Here is an 18,193-nt window from a genome sequence, read left to right as displayed (position 1 = left end):
GCCGGTTTTGAACGGCCAAGCGTTGCACCCAGGGTGAAAACAGATCCGAATCGCGTAGAAAAGCGCGCTACAGTGTCTTTGGCCAGAACGGTAGAAGATGCAGACGATACGTCACTGACTTTGCGCCCGGCTGTTGGAAGTACTCCACAGCCGGGTGTTTTCATAATCAAAGCCTGTGTGCGATCCCAAGATCAGTTTCCGGCGCACCCACGCCTCTTGCAAGAGGCGTGCAAATTCCGGTTCGGAATTTTCAGATCGCGAGCGTGGAAGGACTGGATGAACCTAGCCATTCTCACGCAGGTAATCCATGACGGCGGCACGTACGGATTGTTCGCCACGCGCCTCTGCTTTGGCGATCACGGCCCGGATTTCGCTCAAACTATACCGCATGATCAAGCTTTTGACTGGCCCAATAGAGGCTGGGCGCATCGACAGGTTGCATATACCCATCGCGGCCAGACACAGCGCTTCTACGGGTCTACCGGCATCTTCTCCGCAAAAACTCAGCGTTGTCCCAGAGCCTTCGCAACGCTCGACAATGCTCTCCAGAAAGCTCAGGAAAGACATGCTCAGCGTATCATAGCGCCGCCGCACCCGTTCGTTTTCACGATCCGCCGCAAAGAAGAACTGCTTGAGATCATTGCCGCCAATCGACAAAAACTCGACTTCGTCAAAGAATTTTTGCGGGGCATAAGCCAAGGACGGGGTCTCAAGCATAGCCCCAATTTCGAGACTGTCGGGCACGTCATGACCAAGGCGTTTTTCGCGTGCCAACACTTTGTCGACCTCATCGCGCGCCAGCTTATACTCACTATACTGGGCAATAAACGGGAACATGATCGTCAACGGGCGCCCTTCGGCCGCGCGGATCAAAGCCTGCAATTGCATCCGCATTACGCCCGGCTTGTCCAAAGCGACTCGGATTGCACGCCAGCCAAGGGCCGGGTTTGGCTCATCCTGCGGTTTCATATAGGGCAGCACTTTGTCAGATCCGATATCCAGCGTGCGAAACACAACCCGCTTGCCGTTTGAGGCATCAAGGACCCGCTTGTACAGCGCGGCCAACTCCGTGCGGCGTGGCATTTGATTGCGGATCAGAAATTGCAATTCGGTCCGAAAGAGGCCGACACCTTCTGCCCCGGAACTGACCAATGAGGGCAAATCCGCCATCAAACCGGCATTCATATGCAGGTGAATGCGCTTGCCGTCTGCACTGATGCATTCGGTTTCTCGGATCGAGGCATAGCGCTCCTGTGCCTTGGCCTGCATCGCCATTTTGTCACGAAACGCCGTGACAACCTGATCGTCGGGACGCAGATGCACGATGCCTTGATCCCCATCGACCAAGATCTGATCGCCCGTCAGCGCCTCGTTGGTGATGCGCTCCGCATTGATGATCAATGGAATCGCCAATGCCCGAGCAACGATGGCCGCATGTGAGCCAACCGATCCCTCTTCTAGGACCACCCCTTTGAGCCCACGACCATATTCCAGCAATTCAGCGGGCCCAATATTGCGTGCAATCAGCACGGGGTCGGGCGGCATCTCTGAGCCCGTTTCCCGACCTTGACCGGTTAAAATCCGCAAGAGACGGTTGGACAGGTCGTCAAGGTCATGCAACCTTTCGCGCAGGTAACCGTCGGTAATCTGGCGCATCCGCGCGCGGGCCTGAGATTGTTCTTTTTCAACCGCAGCCTCGGCCGATAATCCGCGGGCGATGTCCTCTTCCATGCGCCGCATCCAGCCTTTGGAATTGGCAAACATCCGATAGGCTTCAAGCACTTGCATCTGTTCGGCATCGGCAGAGGCCCCTGCCAGCATTTCATCGACTGAGACCCGCAAAGTGTCCACGGCTTCGTGCAGGCGGGCGCTTTCTTTGACCGGATCATCGGCGACGGGGTTTGTGACCACAACACGCGGTTCGTGGAGCCAGACCCGGCCCATGGCGGTGCCTTCTTGTCCGGTGCCACCGCGCAGCAACACGGCCTGCGTATGACGCGCCTTAAGCGCAGCGCCTTCGCCGACAAAGGCCCCGAGTTCGGCCATCTCGGCCAAAACCATCGCCACCACTTCTAGCGCATAGACATCATCGGCGCTAAAGTCGCGCTTCTCCTTGCTCTGCACAACCAGAACACCCAGTTTCTCGCCCAAACGCTGAATTGGGACGCCAAGAAAGCTGGAGTAAATCTCTTCGCCGGTTTCCGGCATATAGCGAAAACCGGGCTCAGATGGCGCATCTGCAGTTTTCACCACACCGCTCGAACGCGCGACACGCCCGACCAGACCCTCGCCCATTTTCATGCGCGTTTCGTGGACGGCTTCTTGGTTCAAACCCTGTGTCGCACATAGTTCAAGAGTTTCGGCATCTCGAAAAAGATATACCGAGCAGACTTCAGTCCGCATCGAATCTGCGGTCAAATGGGTGATCTTGTCCAGCCGTTCTTGACCGGCGGCCTCTTCGGCCATCGTGTCCCGCAACCGCCCAAGCAGTTTGCGGCTTTCGCTTTCAAGATTGTCGGCCATAACTCGTCGGCTCCTCCACTCTCCGAACACCAGCTATAGGCGAGTTACACAGGGAAGGGAAAGCAGAATGCCCCGCCGCAACGCAGCAAAAATGCAAGGCTTTTCAACGCTGCTAACGGATTAGGCAGCTATATCAATTTGAGTGACAGAAATGAGAACGTCGCGCTCATTTTGACCGCGGCGTTTTACAAAACTGTTAAGTCTCTTAGGCTTTTTCAAGTTCAAACGCATCATGAAGCGACTGAACGGCCAGCTCCATGTATTTGCGTTCGATCAGCACAGATACCTTGATTTCGGATGTGGTGATGACCTTGATGTTGATGCCTTCGTCAGAGAGCACTTTGAACATTTTTGATGCGACGCCCGCGTGGCTTCGCATACCAATGCCGACGATGGAAATCTTGGCCACGCTTTCATCAATATCAACGCCCGAAAAGTTCAGCTCGCCCGAGGCTTTGATGCCGTCGATCGCCTTTTGTGCCCGTGCCACCTGATCGGTCGGGCAGGAGAAGGTCATATCGGTGCGACCGTCTTCAGAGATGTTCTGGATGATCATATCCACATTGATCCCCGCTTCGGCCAAGGGGCCAAAGATTGCGGCGGCGATGCCTGGGCGATCCGCGACCGAGACAAGCGTCATTTTGGCTTCGTCCCGTGAATAGGCCACACCGGCCACGACATTGCTTTCCATGATGTCCTCCTCGTCGCAAACGAGCGTGCCCGCTTCGTCCGACTGTTCCTCAAAACTGCTCAAAACGCGCAGCTTAACTTTGTAGCGCATCGCCAGCTCAACCGAGCGGGTTTGCAGCACTTTGGCCCCAAGGGATGCCAGCTCAAGCATTTCTTCAAACGCAATTTTATCGAGCTTGCGCGCCTTGTCGCAAATGCGCGGGTCCGTGGTGTAAACGCCATCAACATCCGTATAGATGTCGCAACGTTCGGCTTCGAAAGCGGCGGCAAAGGCGACGGCAGTTGTATCCGACCCACCGCGTCCCAACGTGGTGATGCGGCCCTCGGGGCTGATCCCCTGGAAACCGGCGACAACCGCGACCTTCATGCCTTCGCCAAATTTTTGCATGATATTAGCGGGCGGGATCTCTTCGATCCGGGCGGCAGAATGGGCATCGGTGGTTTTGACAGGAACTTGCCAGCCCTGCCAACTACGCGCAGGCACGTCCATTTCCTGCAATGTCAGGGCCATCAGGCCAGCGGTGACGTTTTCACCGGAACTGACAATCGCATCATATTCACGCGCATCAAACAGCTCAGACGTTTCGTTGACATAGCCAACCAGCTTGTTGGTTTCGCCCGACATCGCCGAGACAATGACAATGACATCATAGCCTTTTGCGACTTCGACACCGACGCGTTTTGCGGCGCGTCGAATGCGGTCCAACGTGGCAACGGATGTGCCACCGAATTTCATAACGAGAACGGGCATAAGGTGCCTTTCGGATCAGATCGCGCGGGGGTGTACGACCTGAGGCCTCTTTGTGCAAGGGTGCAATGGTCTTGATCGCCGAGATATGGGGCGGCGGAGTGACTTTGTTATTCGTCTGGGGGTATCGCCGGGCCTTATACCGCAAGAAACCTGCACCGCTAGGTTTGCAGCCTTTTGCAGCGATTAAAACGGATGCTGCTTCCCGTCCCATGTTTCAAAACAGCCGGTGGTTTTCATGCTCAACGCATCAAACCGGTTTACCAATCCGGCAGCCGAGTCTTCGACCGAAATGTCAGCCGCGTCGCCGCCCATATCCGTTTTGACCCATCCGGGATGGTAAATGCCGACCGCGATATTAAGCTTGCGCAGGTCAGTGGCAAGGTTGCGACCCAAATTCAGGGCAGCAGCTTTGGAGGCGCGATAGATATAGCTTCCCCCCGGCGCACGTGTGTGCGACGCCATTTGGCTGCTGATGATCGCAATTTTAGGGTCAGCGGACATTTGCAGGTTTGGCAACAGCGCCTGCACAGACAAAAAGACGCCGGTCACATTGGCTGCGAAACTGTCGGCCCACATTTGCGCCGGAAATCCGCCCGCCAAGGTCTCTCCCTTGTCGAGATAAACACCGGCGTTGCATACCAGCGTGTCAATGCACCGACCCGCGAGTTGGCGCGACATTGCGTTTTGCGATTCAGGATCGGTGACGTCCAAGGACAAATATTCGGGATGATTGCGCGCTGTGCCAATTACGCTGTCCCCCCGGTTCACCAGCAGGCTATCCATTGCGGCACCGATACCACGATTTGCGCCGGTAATCAGATAGGTCGCCATCAGTTGCTTTTCCGTGTGGGTATGAAAGGGAGCGGGGCGACGGGAATACCGTCATCGACCAAGGCTTTGGCATCTTCTAGCTTGGCTTCGCCCCAAATTGCCCGTTCCGGGGTGTCACCATCATGCATGGCGCGTGCCTCGCTGGCGAAATCTTTGCCAACATAGTCTGAGTTCTTTTCAACATGGTCCTTCAACTTCGCAATCGCCTGTTCTGCTTCGGATGCAGGCGCGTTCAGCGATGTTTCGGGTGTCTTGGCAGGGGGAGGTGGCGCATCTTGCATCGGGGCGACACCATCATCCGAGGTTTTGACCCGAGGCGCCATAAGGGCTTTTTGCACCTGACCTGAGCCACAAACAGCACAGGCCACATGCCCAGAGGCTTGCAGTTTGTCAAAGGCGCTGGCCGATTGGAACCAGCTGTCGAACTGGTGGCCATCGGCACATTTGAGGCTGTATTGAATCATGTATGACTGTCTAATTGTCTGCTCTATTGGGCCTGCCAAAGATAAACAAATCATTAACAGGCGCAAGCGGGGCTAAGGTTTTGGTAATGTTTCCAGCAATGTTTTGCAAAGACCGTCCAGATCGGTGTCGATCCGCAGCGCGTCCCGGGCTTTGGTCCCCATTTCAATTTGATTGCTTTTGAGGTCAAGCAAGGCCGCGGCCAATTCCTGTGCCGTGCCGATTTCATGCGCGGCTTTGGCCTCCATAAGGCGATCACGCGCAGCCGCATGGTTTTTCATGTCGGGGCCAAAAATCACAGCGGCACCAAAGGCGACGGGTTCGTACGGTGTGTGCCCACCACGATCGGTCAAGCTTCCTGCGACAAACACGCGGCCAGCCAGCTGATACCACAAGGGCATTTCGCCCATTGTGTCGACCAAATAGACGTCTGCGTCTGGGGGCGACTTGGCGCTGCGCTGTGCGACACTCATCGCCTTTGAGTGAATGAGGGTCACGATCTCCTGTGCGCGTCTTGGATGACGTGGGGCAAGGATCAGGCGCAAAGATGGATCTGTCTCACGCGCAATTTTATGAGCCTCCAGAACGACGTCATCCTCGCCCTCATGTGTTGAGGCCGCCAACCAGGTGCTCTCGCGCGGAAAGACTGCCGTTAGAGCCGCGTCCGGTAAGATGGTTGAGGGCTGGTATAGCGCTTTGAGGTCCGCAATGGGGCCTATGGCCTGGGCAGGCAGGCCAAGCTCAACAAGCCTATCGCGGGAGCCTGTGTCTTGGGCTGAGGCAAACGCAACTTTTTGTAGAACACGTTTGGGAAGGTCGCCCAGTTTTGCCCAACTACGCGCCGTGCTCGCGCTCATCCGTGCGCCAAGCAATACGGTCGGACCGGAGCAGGCCAAGATACGATGCGGCCAGATTTCCGATTCCAGCGCGATATGCGCCCTGACGTCCCAATCCCGTAGTACCCGTTTTGCGACCCGCTCCAAATCTATAGGCGCAAGCCGAACCGAGGTGTTTGGAAGGCCCCAGGCTTCTACCATCGAGCGGGCCGTCTCTGTGTTGCAGGTGATCAGCCAATTCAGGTGCTGGCAATCATGGGTCACCCGTTCCAATACGGGGAGGGCGGCGCTCAGCTCACCATTTGACGCCCCGTGGACCCAAACATGCGGCCCGGAAGCAGGAGAGATGTTGCCCATACGGGCAGACCTGTCGCCTTTGGCGAGCACCATGCCTGCAAAAAGACTGAGTAGGAAACGGTAGAGCAGCAAAACAAAACCCGGTTTCAAATGGTTGCGCCGGGATTAGGCCCGGTGCGCAGGAAATGGCAAGGGGCAGCCTTAGGCTTCTGCAAAGAAAAGAATAGCTGGAATTGGAAATGCGCTTGGCCTGAGGTCCGATTTTGTGGATAAGGCGAGCCGAACGGAAAGTCTGGATTGGTCTGAATAGCTTGCGGCGTGACCTTGCTGTGGACGAATTGGGGATAAGATTTTTTCGATCCGAAGAGCTCTCATCCGTTGGCATATTGTAATTTCAATATTTCGATATTTTTGGCGGAATTTCACTTTAAACGCCGACTTTATTGCCCAAAATCAATTTATACCCATGTTTACCCCATGAAGTGCTGCGAAAAGTGATCGCATTTGTGAAAGCGTCACCAATTTGTTTTGCTTTCCAGACGGTTTGGAAGTGCAATCAGATCGAAATAATTTTTAATTTCAGGGTGTTGTGGGCGCATCTTCAGTTCTAGGGTGAGGGGCTTTGGTGCCCGAAATACGATGGTCCTTTCGCATGTTTGTATTGTTACTTCTGCTGGAGCCCAAATCGGTGGTGTTTGTAGACCTCATGGAAGCCTAACGCACAGAAGTAAAAAGATATTCTGGAACTTCAGTCCCGGTTCACCGCAGGGCTTTGGCCGGATGCAGTTTTTTCTTGATACTGCTGCACGCGGCTGTTTATGATTGAAAAGTAAAATGCAATTTCGCATAGTGAAACTGGGAGGATTTCATGAAATACTGGAAAACAACGGCTGCGGCCGTCATGGCGGCGCTTTGCGCGGGGGCGGTCGGTGCTGAAACAGTATTGATCCACGGTGAGGCAGGCCCAAGCCGGGGCGCGCGGGCGAACGCCATCCAATGGTTTGCAGATCAAGTGTCAGAGCGTTCGAGCGGCGATTTGCGCATCGACGTTCAATGGGGTGGGGCGTTGTTCAAGGCCAATGCGGCTTTGCAATCCATTCATGACGGCGTTGCCGACATGGGCACCATCATTTCTGTTTATTACCCACAGGAATTTGCCAGTTACGGGATCGCAGACCTGCCGCTGGATAACCCGGATGCCTGGGTCGGCATGCGCGCCACCGATGAGCTGTTCCGCACCAATGCCGAGATCAAGCAAGCTCTGGACGATAAAAACCTTGTCTACATTGGGACCTTTACCACGAGTCAGGTCAATATCGGCTGTAAGGGGGCTGCGATCCGGTCTGCGGAGGATATTGATGGGCTAAAAGTGCGTGGGGTTGGAGCCTATGGGAAGGTCTTTGGCGAGATGGGGGCCAACATGGTTCGCATGTCGATTTATGATGCGTATCAGGGGCTTGATAGCGGTTTAATCGACTGTTCCCAGGGCTATTCCTATGCCGTTTCCGCGCTGAAACAGGCGGAGGTCATGGATAGCTACACTTTGCTCAACTGGGGGCAGGTCGGGGGTGTTGGCACATTCATGAACAAAGACGCCTTTGAGTCGCTGAACGCCGATCAGCAAGAGCTACTGCTTTCGACTGGCTCCGACATGGTTGACTATTTTGGTGAGATCCTGACCGGGGCCAACATGAAGGCAATCGAAGACATGAAGGCTGCGGGCGTCGAAGTCATCGAACTGCCGCAAGAAGAGCGTGCCAAGCTGCTGCAAAAGGGCGGTGTGCATGTGGATGCCTGGGTCGAGACAGCTGGCAAAGCAGGTCTCAATGGGGCGACTTTGCTGGATGAGTATCGCGCTTTATTGGCGAAATACGCCGGTGAACGCGACGAAAAAGGCTATCCGTGGACACGTTAAGAAGGCAGCGTTAAATGTTGAAACGCTTTGAAAATATTCTGCTGGGGCTTGCGGCCCTGGCGGTGCTGGTGATGGGCGCAATGATCACGTTAAACGTTGTCTTGCGCTTATTCGGCACCTCACTTCCTGACAGCGTCGTCCTTGTACGAGAGCTGATGGTTGCCGGGATTTTGTTGCCGCTGGCCGCGGTCACAGCCGCCCGTGCGCATGTCTGCGTCGAGGTGCTTACCAATCGGTTGCCGCCCCGCGTGACGCAATTTCTCATTCTGATTGGTTGGGTCATTGGCTTGGTTGCATTGGCTCCGATGGTCTACGCGGGATGGCGTGAGCTTGTCGCGACCTGGACCAAAGGCAGTTTCTTTTTCGGTGATTTATCTTTGCCGAAATGGCCCGGGCGTTTGATATTTTTTGTCGCGATGTCAGCATGTTGGCTGCGTCTATTTCTGGTTCTGATTGAAGATGCGCAGGCATTCCTGCACGAAAAAAAGGCGAAATAACATGGATGGAGCTTTGATCGGCCTCATCGCCTTTTCGGCGGTGCTTGGAATGCTGGCTATTCGCGTGCCGATTGCCTTTGCATTGGCCAGCGCGTCAACAATCGGCACCTTTGTGATTTTTGCAACCCGAACGGGGGCTTTTGCACCAGAACGGGCTATCCGACCGACCACATCCATGGTGTTTTCAAACGCCTTTGATCTGGTTCATAATTACAACTTGTCGATGATCCCGCTTTTTGTTGCGCTTGGCCATATCGCGTATCGTGCTGGAATCACGACGAATATCTATGAAGCCGCCAAAGTCTGGTTGACGAATTTGCGTGGTGGCGTGGCTATGGCATCCATCGTCGGCTGTGGCGGGTTTTCGGCCATCACTGGCAGCTCGATTGCCTGCGCCTCGACAATGGGCCGGATTTGTACGCCGGAAATGCTGCGCATGGGCTATGACAATCGGCTGGCCACGGCCTCTGTTGCAGCGGGGGGGACACTTGGCTCGCTCATTCCGCCATCTGTGCTGTTTATCATTTATGGAATTTTCACCGAAACATCGGTGTCCAAACTGTTTTTGGCGGGAGTTCTTCCGGGGCTTCTGACCCTTGCGGGGTTTGTTCTGGTTGTCGCCGTCTGGGTGCGCCATGACCCAAGCATCGCTCCAGATTCAGGGTTAACTTATACCCGCGCTCAAAGAGCCCAAGCGGCGATCAAGGCATGGCCTGCGATGCTGTTATTTGTTGTCATCGTCGGGGGCATTTACGGCGGTATTTTTACAGCAACAGAGGCCGCAGCCGTTTCAGTCAGCTTTGCAATCGCCGTTGGGTTTGCCCAAAAGCAGTTGAACTGGCCGTCGCTTTGGGAGTCGCTCAAGGAAACCTGCATCCAAACCGCGGGCATTTTCATCATCGCCGCCAGTGCGAAAATCTTTGTGGCCTTCATTGCCTTGACCGGGGTCGCGCCCAAGCTGGTCGGAATGGTGGCAGATGCAAACCTGTCGGTTTTTGCGCTGATGGCGGCGATTGCGGTGATCTATCTGCTGTTGGGCATGTTCCTGGACCCTATCGGAATCATGGTTTTGACGCTGCCGCTGATCATTCCGTTGGTCGAAGGATATGGTCTGGACCTGATTTGGTTTGGCGTGGTGATCGTCAAGCTGCTTGAAATCGGTTTGATCACGCCGCCGGTCGGCTTAAATGTGTTTGTCATCGCCGGTGTGGTTGGCAAAGACGCGCCTCTGGACCGTATTTTTGCCGGTATTGCACGATTCTTGTCCGTCGATTTCATCGTGCTTTTGCTCATCATGGCGTTCCCGGTTATCTCTCTTCTCATACCGACCAGCATGTGAAGGGCCGCAAAATGACCGATCGAAAATTTGCCAACACTCTGGCGCGGGGCCTCTCTGTTTTGCGGGCGTTTCGGATCAGCGACGACGGGCTGAGCCATAGCCAGATTGTTGAACGCACTGGCATCTCTGCGGCCACGATCACACGGCTGACCTATACACTTAAGGAGCTGGGCTATCTAAGCCAAAACGGCAATTTGCTTCGTCTTGGCCCGTCGGCTTTGGCCTTGGCGAGCCTCGCGCAAGCCTCTGCCTCATTTATGGATCTGGCAGCCGCGCCGATGCAGGAACTGGCCAACAAGACCCAAACATTGGTCTTGATGGCGGTGCGCGACGGTGGGTCTATGACCTTGGTGCGCACGTGGCGGCCACGCAATGCCGGGTCAATTTGGCTGGAAACCGGCAACCGTGTGCCGATGTCTCGCTCCTCCACGGGGCAGGCCTTTTTGGCGGCGTTGAGCGATGCGCAGTTCAGCGCAATGGAGCCGGACGCTGACCTGACGGACCAACGCCAATTTGCGCATGACCAACTCTCATCGCAAGGGTTTGTGTTTGTTCAAGGGGCGGCTCGGTTTTCCAAGAGGGTCAATGCCGTGTCGCGCCCTTTCTTTGCCTCGAACTTTGGTGAGCCTGTGGTATTTGGCTGCGGCGCGACGCCGGAGGAACTCACGGATGAGCGCATTTTGAACGAGGTCGGCCCGGCCTTGCGCGATAGCATGCGCGACCTCGAATTAAAAACCGGCGGCCGCAGGGCGCTGGATCAACTCGGACTATAGAAAAGAACGCCATGACAATTCACTATGAGCTGCATGATGACATCGCCGTTTTGGCAGCAGACAACCCTCCGGTCAACGCGCTGGGCCATGCGGTTCGGCTGGGCCTGCAAGATGGGATAACCCGCGCACAAGCCGACGGTGCAAAGGCCGTTGTTATTTACGGGCGCGGGCGCACGTGGTTTGCCGGTGCCGACATCCGTGAGTTTGGTAAGCCTTTACAAGAACCTAGCTTGCCAGACCTATGTAATTTGATCGAAGCCTCGACCATTCCCGTGATTGCGGCGATGCATGGCACGGCGCTTGGTGGCGGATTGGAAGTCGCCTTGGGGTGTCACTACCGCGTTGCGGTGCCGACCGCCAAAATGGGCCTGCCCGAAGTTCATCTTGGCCTCATCCCCGGCGCGGGCGGAACCCAGCGTTTGCCGCGTGTGATTGGCTCTGAACAGGCCATAGCGTTGATTACGTCGGGCCGCCCGATTGATGCGGCCAAGGCGTTGGAATTAGGGGTGATCGACAAGGTCGAAGCGGGCGACCCGCTTGAACTTGGGCTGGACTATGCGCGCAATCTGATCGCCCAAGGGGCCCAAACACGCCCCATTAGTAAAATGCCGGCCCCCAAATTGATCGACTTTGAAGGTGCCAAGGCGGGCGTCGCGAAAAAGGCGCGCGGCCAAATCTCACCTGTTGTCGCGGTAGATGCGGTTCAAAACGCGTCGACACTGCCCTTTGATCAAGGACTTGCGGAAGAACGACGCCTGTTTTTGGAGCTGATCGAAACCGATCAACGCCAGGGCATGATCCATGCGTTTTTCAGTGAACGTCAGGTTAGAAAACTGCCCGAACTGGATGGCATTACCCCCCGGAACCTTGCCAGTATTGGTGTGATTGGTGGCGGGACAATGGGAGCGGGCATTGCAACCGCGGCGCTGTTGGCCGGGCTTTGTGTGGTGTTGATCGAAATGACCGACGCGGGGGCCGCTGCTGCCAAAGATCGGATTGCGGGCAATCTCTCTGGGGCGTTGAAACGCGGCAAAATTGACCAGGCCAAACATGATGCAATCCTGAACGAAGCGCTGCGTTGCGCCACTGATTACGAGGCATTGTCGCAAACTGACCTGATCATCGAAGCGGTGTTCGAAGATATGGACATCAAAAAACAGGTGTTTGCCAAACTCGATCAGGTGGCGAAACCGGGCGCTATCTTGGCCTCAAACACCTCCTATCTCGATCTTGACGAAATCGCAGCCTCCACGTCGCGCCCGGCGGATGTCATTGGCTTGCATTTCTTTAGCCCGGCGCATGTGATGAAACTGCTCGAAGTTGTTGTCGGGGCCCAAACCGCACCGGATGTGGTTGCGACGGGGTTCGCGCTTGGCAAACGGCTTGGTAAGACCTCGGTCCGCTCGGGCGTGTGCGACGGGTTTATCGGCAACCGAATGATGTTCACCTATCGCAGTTGTGCCGATCACATGGTGCTCGATGGGGCCTCACCCTATCAAATCGACCGTGTGCTCGAAAAGTTCGGCTTTGCGATGGGGCTCTTTGCGGTGAGCGATCTGGCCGGTCTTGATATTGGCTGGGCAAACCGCAAACGTCTGGCTCCTTTGCGTGATCCGCAAGAGCGCGTTCCGACTTATGCGGACAAAATCTGTGAAAAGGGCGATTACGGCCAAAAGACCGGGCGTGGGTATTACATCTACGAAGGCCGCAGTAAGGTCGAAAACCCCGATGTCATGCAACTGGTCGAGGCCGAGCGGACCGAGCTGGGAATAACCCCGCGCGCGTTTTCAGACGCAGAAATTTTGCGCCGCTACATGGCGGCCATGGTCAATGAAGCCGCCAAGATTGTCGGTGAGGGCATCGCGCGCCGTCCGCTCGACGTCGATATGGTGTCGCTGATGGGTTATGGCTTTCCGCGCTTTCATGGCGGGCCTCTCAAATGGGCCGATATGCAAGGTTTGCCCGAGCTTTTGGCTGACATTCAAAGCTTTGCCCAAGAGGACGCGTTCTTTTGGCAACCCGCGCCGCTTTTGGTGCAGCTGGTCGCCGAGGGCCGCACGTTTGATGATCTGAACAAGGAAGCAGCGCAATGAAACAGGCGGTGATCGTGGATGCAGCCCGGACCGGGCTCGCAAAATCTTTTCGCGGATCGTTTAATCAGACCCATGGCGCAACAATGACGGCGCATGTGATCAAAGGGTTGATGGATCGAACCGGTCTGCCCGCCGATTGTATCGAAGATGTGGTGATTGGCTGTGGCTATCCCGAGGGCGAAACCGGCGGCAATATTGCGCGGCAATCCGGGCTTTTGGCTGGTCTCACCAAGACATCCGCAGGTCAAACCGTCAGCCGTTTTTGTGCCTCTGGCCTTCAGGCTGTGGCGACGGCGGCCAATGCGATCACCCAAGACGGGGCAGGGGCGCAGGTCGCGGGGGGCGTCGAAAGCATCAGCCTGATCCAGCCCAAAACCCGGCGGGTTCCCGAACCGGGATTGGCGGCCAACATGCCCGAAGTCTATCATTCGATGATCGAAACAGCCGATCTTGTTGGCGCGCGCTACGATGTGAGTCGTGAAGATCAGGATGCCTTTAGTCTTGTGTCGCAACAGCGGATTGCAGCCGCCCAAAATGCCGGTTTGTTTGCCAACGAAATCCTTGAAATGCAGACGGTTATGTCAGTCAAGGATCGCGAAACCGGTGAGGTGTCTGAGCGCGCCGCGATCGTCGACAAAGATGAGTGCAATCGTCCGACAACGACATTGGAGGGGCTGGCTGGTCTCGCTCCGGTCCGCGAAGGGGGCTGTGTGACTGCGGGCAATGCCTCACAGCTCTCGGATGGTGCGGCGGCGCTTATTTTGATGGAAGCCAAAGAGGCCGAAGTGCGCGGGTTAAACCCGCTTGGCGCGTTCAAGGGCTTTGCGGTGGCGGGGTGTGGCCCTGAAGAAATGGGCATCGGGCCGGTCTTTGCTGTGCCGCGATTGCTCGAACGTCACGGGCTCAATGTGCAAGACATCGACCTTTGGGAAATCAATGAAGCTTTTGCCAGCCAAGCGCTCTATTGCCAGCGCCGTCTTGGCATTGACCCGGACAAATTGAACGTCAACGGCGGCTCAATCGCAATCGGGCACCCGTTTGGCATGACCGGGGCCCGGCTGGCGGGTCATCTCTTGCATGAAGGGCAGCGGCGGGGCGCAAAACTGGGCGTTGTCAGCATGTGTATCGCAGGCGGTATGGGTGCTGCTGGCCTGTTTGAAATTTACTGAGGGGCCGCAGGATATGGATCTGAGTTTCACCGCCGATGACACGGCGTTTCGCGCAGAGGTCAAGGCCTTTTTGGCAGAGAAACTGCCCGAAACACTGTCGGATAAAGTACGCCTTAATAAGGGGTTGAGCAAGGATGATCATGAGTTTTGGCACGCTGAGCTGAACAAGCGCGGCTGGCTGGCACCCAATTGGCCACAGCGCTTTGGTGGAGCCGAATGGGGTGTGGTTCAGCGCCATATTTTTGAGGAAGAATGCGCGATGGCCTATGCGCCGCGCGTGGTTCCGTTTGGCCTTGCGATGCTGGCACCTGTCTTGCAAAACTTCGGCTCTGAGGCCCAGCAAGACTATTGGCTGCCGCGCATTCTGAGTGGCGAGGATTGGTGGTGTCAGGGCTATTCCGAACCCGGTGCCGGAAGTGATTTGGCCGCGTTAAAAACCCGCGCCGTGCGGGACGGTGACCACTATGTCGTGACAGGTCAAAAGACCTGGACCACCCTTGGTCAGCACGCCAACATGATCTTTTGCCTCGTGCGAACGGACCCGGATGCCAAAAAACAGGAGGGCATCTCCTTCTTGTTGATCGACATGAACACACCGGGGGTTGAGGTGCGGCCGATCACCCTGATTGACGGTGGCGCAGAGGTCAATGAGGTCTGGTTCACTGACGTGCGCGTGCCGGTTGAAAACCTTGTTGGCGAGGAAAACAAAGGCTGGACCTATGCCAAATACCTGTTGACCCATGAGCGCACCAATATCGCCGGTGTTGGATTTAGCCGGGCGGGTCTTGATATGGTGAAACGCATTTCGAGCCGGGCACTTTCGGGCGGTCGGCCCTTGATCGAAAATCCACATTTCGCCGCTCGGGTGGCGCAGGTTGAGATTGATTTGATGGCCATGTCGACCACCAATCTGCGCATCGTGTCCAAAGCCGCATCGGGGCAGGCTCCGGGTATCGAAAGCTCCTTGCTCAAAATTAAGGGCACACAAATTCGCCAAGAAATCACCGATCTGGCGCGCCGGGCGGTTGGTCCTCTTGCCATGCCATTTGCCTCTGACGCTGTGGATGGCAACGCGCCTTTGCCTGATCCGCTGGATGCGGGGGCCGTTGCCGCGAGCTATTTCAACAATCGCAAGCTGTCGATTTTCGGCGGGTCCAACGAAATCCAACGCGAAATCTATGCCAAACAAATGATGAGGGATGCGACATGAATTTTGAGCTGACCGAAGAACGGCAGATGCTCCAAGACACGTTGCGGCGCTTTTTGTCGGCTGCACAGGGTGATGTTTGGACCGAGCTTGCCGAATTGGGCGTGATTGGGGCCTTGTTCCGCGAAGAACAGGGCGGGTTTGGTGGCGCGGGGTTCGACCTTGCTGTGGTGTTCGAAGAATTGGGCCGCGCAGACTTGGACCTGCCTCTGATTGACAATGCTTTGTTGCCGGGGCTGGTTCTGGCTGCGGCGGGCCGAGATGTTGGGCCGCTCATGAGCGGGTCAGAAAAACTGGCGCTTGCGCATGGTGAACTTGCAGCGCGTTACGATCTCAATTGGGTTGAAACTCGGGCCCTAGGCGACTGTCTGACAGGTGAGAAATCTGTCGTGGTTGGGGCTGAGACCGCCGACGCCCTGATTGTATCTGCCCGTCATTCCGGCACGGCCGAAGCCGAAGAAGGGATTGGCCTGTGGTTGGTGGCGCGCGATGCGCCGGGGCTGCAAATGCAAGGCTATGACATCGCCCAAGGTGGGCGTGCAGCGCAGGTCTCGCTGACCAACACCCCTGCAACGCTTTTGATCTCCGAAGGCTTTTCGACACTGTCTCAGGCGATGGCCGCTGCCACCTTGGCTGAATCTGCGCATTGCTTGGGGGCGATGGACGTCGCTGTTGCCATGACCCAGGACTACCTGACAACACGCAAACAATTTGGCCGCCCAATCGGCAGTTTTCAGGCTTTATCCCATCGGTTGGTGGATGTCATGATCGCGATTGAACAAGCTCGGTCGATGGTCATTTTGGCAGCCGAACATCTGGAGGATGATGCGCCGCTTCGGAATCGCCACATATGTGCTGCGAAAAACCTGATCGGTCGGTCGGGTCGTTTGGTGGCGGAAGAATGCATTCAACTGCACGGCGGCATCGGTATGACCGAGGAATACGCCCTTGGACGCTATGCCAAACGGATCACCATGGCCGATCACCGTTTTGGAGACACTGACCATCATCTGGAACGGTTCATCGCGCTGGGCGCGGCATGAGCGTTCGGCTTGAACAGCGGGGCCTCGCCCTGATCGTTCACAACACCAGCGCCAAACGCGGTGCCATCACGCCAGAGCTCTATCAATCTGTGAGTGACGCCATTGATATGGCCTCTGCGCCAGACATCAGATGCATCATTTTGACCGGCGGTGCGTTCTTTTGCGCAGGGGGCGACCTGCGCGTTTTGGCAACCCGTGCCGCATTGGCACCGGATGCGCGGCGCAGCAAGGTGGAGATATTGCATGGTGTGATACGCGCAATGGCCAAGAGCCCGGTGCCGATCATCGCAGCCATAGAAGGTGGGGCCGCAGGGGCCGGGGTGTCTTTGACACTGGCCTGCGATTTGATCGTGGCAAGCGAAGGCGCGGAGTTCACAGCCGCCTATGTCAAAGCCGGGCTGACCCCCGATGGCGGATTGACCCATGCCTTATCGCGGCTTCTCCCGCGTCAAATGGCAATGGAAGCCTGCCTTTTGGGGCGTCCGATCCCTGCGCGACATCTTGCAGATCACGGTGTCATCAATCAATTGACCCCACAAGGTCAGGCTCTGGATGGGGCGCTGGCGTTGGCCCAAGAGTTAGCCCAAGGACCCGCTCAGGCACAGGCCCGCATCCGCCACTTGATCACATATGCGAGTGATACGAGCCTGCTTGATCAGCTCGACCGAGAAGCGGAATTTATGGTCGACGCGCAGGCCGGACCAGAAGCCGCTGAAGGCATTTCTGCCTTTACGGAAAAACGCAAAGCAGAGTTTCCCACATGACCGTTTTGAACACCGAGCTGACCCGTCGTTTTGGCCTGCGGCTTCCGGTTTTGGCGGGGGGGCTTATGTGGCTTGCTGATGCTGATTACGTGGCGGCGGCGGCCCATGCCGGGGGCATCGGGTTTCTGACGGCTGCCAGTTTCCCAGAAGACGATGCGCTGCGTTGCGAAATCTCAAGAGCGCGGGATTTATGCGCAGGCAAGGCCTTTGGCGTCAACGTCTCGATGTTGCCCAAACTTGTGCCCGGAGATCGCACGGACACCGTGTTTCGGATCGCTGCAGAAGAAGGGGTCAAGGTCATCGAAACATCGGGCCGCAACCCCGAACCCTATATGCCGTTGTTGCGCGAACTCGGATTGACGGTGATCCACAAGGTGCCGGCTGTGCGATACGCGCTCAAGGCGCAATCCGTCGGTGTTGATATGGTGGCAATTGTAGGGGCGGAATGCGGAGGTCATCCCGGACTGGATATGATCGGCAGCTTTGTAAACGCCGCCATGGCCGGGCGTGATCTGGACATTCCCTTTTTGATCGGAGGAGGTGTTGGCCACGGATCGCAAATCGTTGCGGCCTTGGCGATGGGGGCGGCGGGCGTTGTCATGGGAACCCGGCTTTTGGTGGCTGAAGAAATCAACGCGCATCCCAATTACAAACACGCCATCGCCCACGCGTCGGAACGTGACACCGCTCTGACTATGTCATCCGTGCGCAATACGGTTCGGACCTTGGCCAATGAAACCACCGAGGCCGTGACCCAACTGGAAACTGACAATCCTGGGGTCACAATCTCCGAATTGATGCCATTGGTATCGGGCAAAATCGGGCGCAAGGCCTATGAAACCGGGGATGTATCCAAGGGGCTATTGTCGGCGGGGCATGCTTTGGGGTTGGCCAATGCGGTCACCCCCATGGCCGAAATTTTCGATCACTTAGAACAAGAAGCGCTGGCCGCCTTGGGCCGGATCAATGACATCCAATCTCCGGCACAAGGGGCGGCATAACC

15 protein-coding genes are annotated in these 18,193 nt (G+C 56.4%); 10 read left to right on the top strand and 5 right to left on the bottom strand.

What is annotated here, in order from left to right; genetic code table 11:
- Positions 1–282: 282 nt before the first annotated feature.
- The 5 genes from ptsP to ACRBB0_RS15950 all read right to left on the bottom strand — a co-directional run bounded on the left by ptsP (position 283) and on the right by ACRBB0_RS15950 (position 6,540).
- Entirely contained in the window at positions 283–2,523 is a 2,241-nt protein-coding gene (gene ptsP / locus ACRBB0_RS15970; protein WP_431375447.1) for a phosphoenolpyruvate--protein phosphotransferase, read from the bottom strand.
- 205 nt (positions 2,524–2,728) lie between these two features.
- Positions 2,729–3,964, bottom strand: coding sequence for an aspartate kinase (locus ACRBB0_RS15965; RefSeq protein WP_431375446.1), 1,236 nt, complete (start codon positions 3,962–3,964; stop codon positions 2,729–2,731).
- A 183-nt stretch (positions 3,965–4,147) separates the two neighbouring features.
- Positions 4,148–4,795 (bottom strand): SDR family NAD(P)-dependent oxidoreductase, encoded by a 648-nt coding sequence (locus ACRBB0_RS15960; RefSeq protein ID WP_431375445.1) that lies wholly within the window; start codon positions 4,793–4,795, stop codon positions 4,148–4,150.
- Positions 4,795–5,259, bottom strand: coding sequence for a DUF1178 family protein (locus tag ACRBB0_RS15955; RefSeq protein WP_431375444.1), 465 nt, complete (start codon positions 5,257–5,259; stop codon positions 4,795–4,797). The genes ACRBB0_RS15960 and ACRBB0_RS15955 overlap by 1 nt, the downstream gene beginning before the upstream one ends.
- A gap of 72 nt (positions 5,260–5,331) precedes the next feature.
- On the bottom strand, positions 5,332–6,540 hold the full coding sequence (locus tag ACRBB0_RS15950) for a 3-deoxy-D-manno-octulosonic acid transferase (RefSeq protein ID WP_431375443.1): 1,209 nt from the start codon (positions 6,538–6,540) through the stop codon (positions 5,332–5,334).
- Positions 6,541–7,258: 718 nt separating this feature from the next.
- Here ACRBB0_RS15950 and ACRBB0_RS15945 point away from each other — a divergent pair.
- The 10 genes from ACRBB0_RS15945 to ACRBB0_RS15900 are packed head-to-tail and all read left to right on the top strand — an operon-like array spanning position 7,259 to position 18,191.
- Entirely contained in the window at positions 7,259–8,305 is a 1,047-nt protein-coding gene (locus ACRBB0_RS15945) for a C4-dicarboxylate TRAP transporter substrate-binding protein (RefSeq protein ID WP_431375442.1), read from the top strand.
- A 14-nt stretch (positions 8,306–8,319) separates the two neighbouring features.
- Positions 8,320–8,802: a TRAP transporter small permease gene (locus tag ACRBB0_RS15940; protein WP_431375441.1), complete on the top strand. Its 483-nt coding sequence runs from the start codon at positions 8,320–8,322 to the stop codon at positions 8,800–8,802.
- A 1-nt stretch (position 8,803) separates the two neighbouring features.
- Positions 8,804–10,141: a TRAP transporter large permease gene (locus ACRBB0_RS15935; protein ID WP_431375440.1), complete on the top strand. Its 1,338-nt coding sequence runs from the start codon at positions 8,804–8,806 to the stop codon at positions 10,139–10,141.
- Between the two features lie 11 nt (positions 10,142–10,152).
- Complete coding sequence (locus ACRBB0_RS15930; protein ID WP_431375439.1) at positions 10,153–10,914, top strand: IclR family transcriptional regulator; 762 nt, start codon at positions 10,153–10,155, stop codon at positions 10,912–10,914.
- Positions 10,915–10,925: 11 nt separating this feature from the next.
- Positions 10,926–13,007, top strand: a complete 2,082-nt coding sequence (locus ACRBB0_RS15925) for a 3-hydroxyacyl-CoA dehydrogenase NAD-binding domain-containing protein (RefSeq protein WP_431375438.1) — start codon at positions 10,926–10,928, stop codon at positions 13,005–13,007.
- Positions 13,004–14,176, top strand: a complete 1,173-nt coding sequence (locus ACRBB0_RS15920; RefSeq protein WP_431375437.1) for an acetyl-CoA C-acyltransferase — start codon at positions 13,004–13,006, stop codon at positions 14,174–14,176. Before ACRBB0_RS15925 ends, ACRBB0_RS15920 begins: the two co-directional genes overlap by 4 nt.
- Before the next feature lie 13 nt (positions 14,177–14,189).
- A complete protein-coding gene (locus ACRBB0_RS15915; RefSeq protein ID WP_431375436.1) occupies positions 14,190–15,386 on the top strand; it encodes an acyl-CoA dehydrogenase family protein in 1,197 nt (398 codons plus the stop codon).
- The gene (locus tag ACRBB0_RS15910; protein WP_431375435.1) at positions 15,383–16,426 is read left to right on the top strand and encodes an acyl-CoA dehydrogenase family protein; all 1,044 of its coding nucleotides are present in this window, start codon (positions 15,383–15,385) and stop codon (positions 16,424–16,426) included. The genes ACRBB0_RS15915 and ACRBB0_RS15910 overlap by 4 nt, the downstream gene beginning before the upstream one ends.
- Entirely contained in the window at positions 16,423–17,190 is a 768-nt protein-coding gene (locus ACRBB0_RS15905) for an oxepin-CoA hydrolase, alternative type (RefSeq protein ID WP_431375434.1), read from the top strand. Before ACRBB0_RS15910 ends, ACRBB0_RS15905 begins: the two co-directional genes overlap by 4 nt.
- The gene (locus ACRBB0_RS15900; protein ID WP_431375433.1) at positions 17,187–18,191 is read left to right on the top strand and encodes an NAD(P)H-dependent flavin oxidoreductase; all 1,005 of its coding nucleotides are present in this window, start codon (positions 17,187–17,189) and stop codon (positions 18,189–18,191) included. Before ACRBB0_RS15905 ends, ACRBB0_RS15900 begins: the two co-directional genes overlap by 4 nt.
- Positions 18,192–18,193 lie beyond the last annotated feature (2 nt).

The organism is Pelagimonas sp., from assembly GCF_050633425.1.
Classification (GTDB): Bacteria; Pseudomonadota; Alphaproteobacteria; order Rhodobacterales; family Rhodobacteraceae; genus Pelagimonas.
The sequence above is the reverse complement of the archived record's forward strand: the minus strand, read 5'-3'. Positions and strand labels throughout refer to the sequence as shown.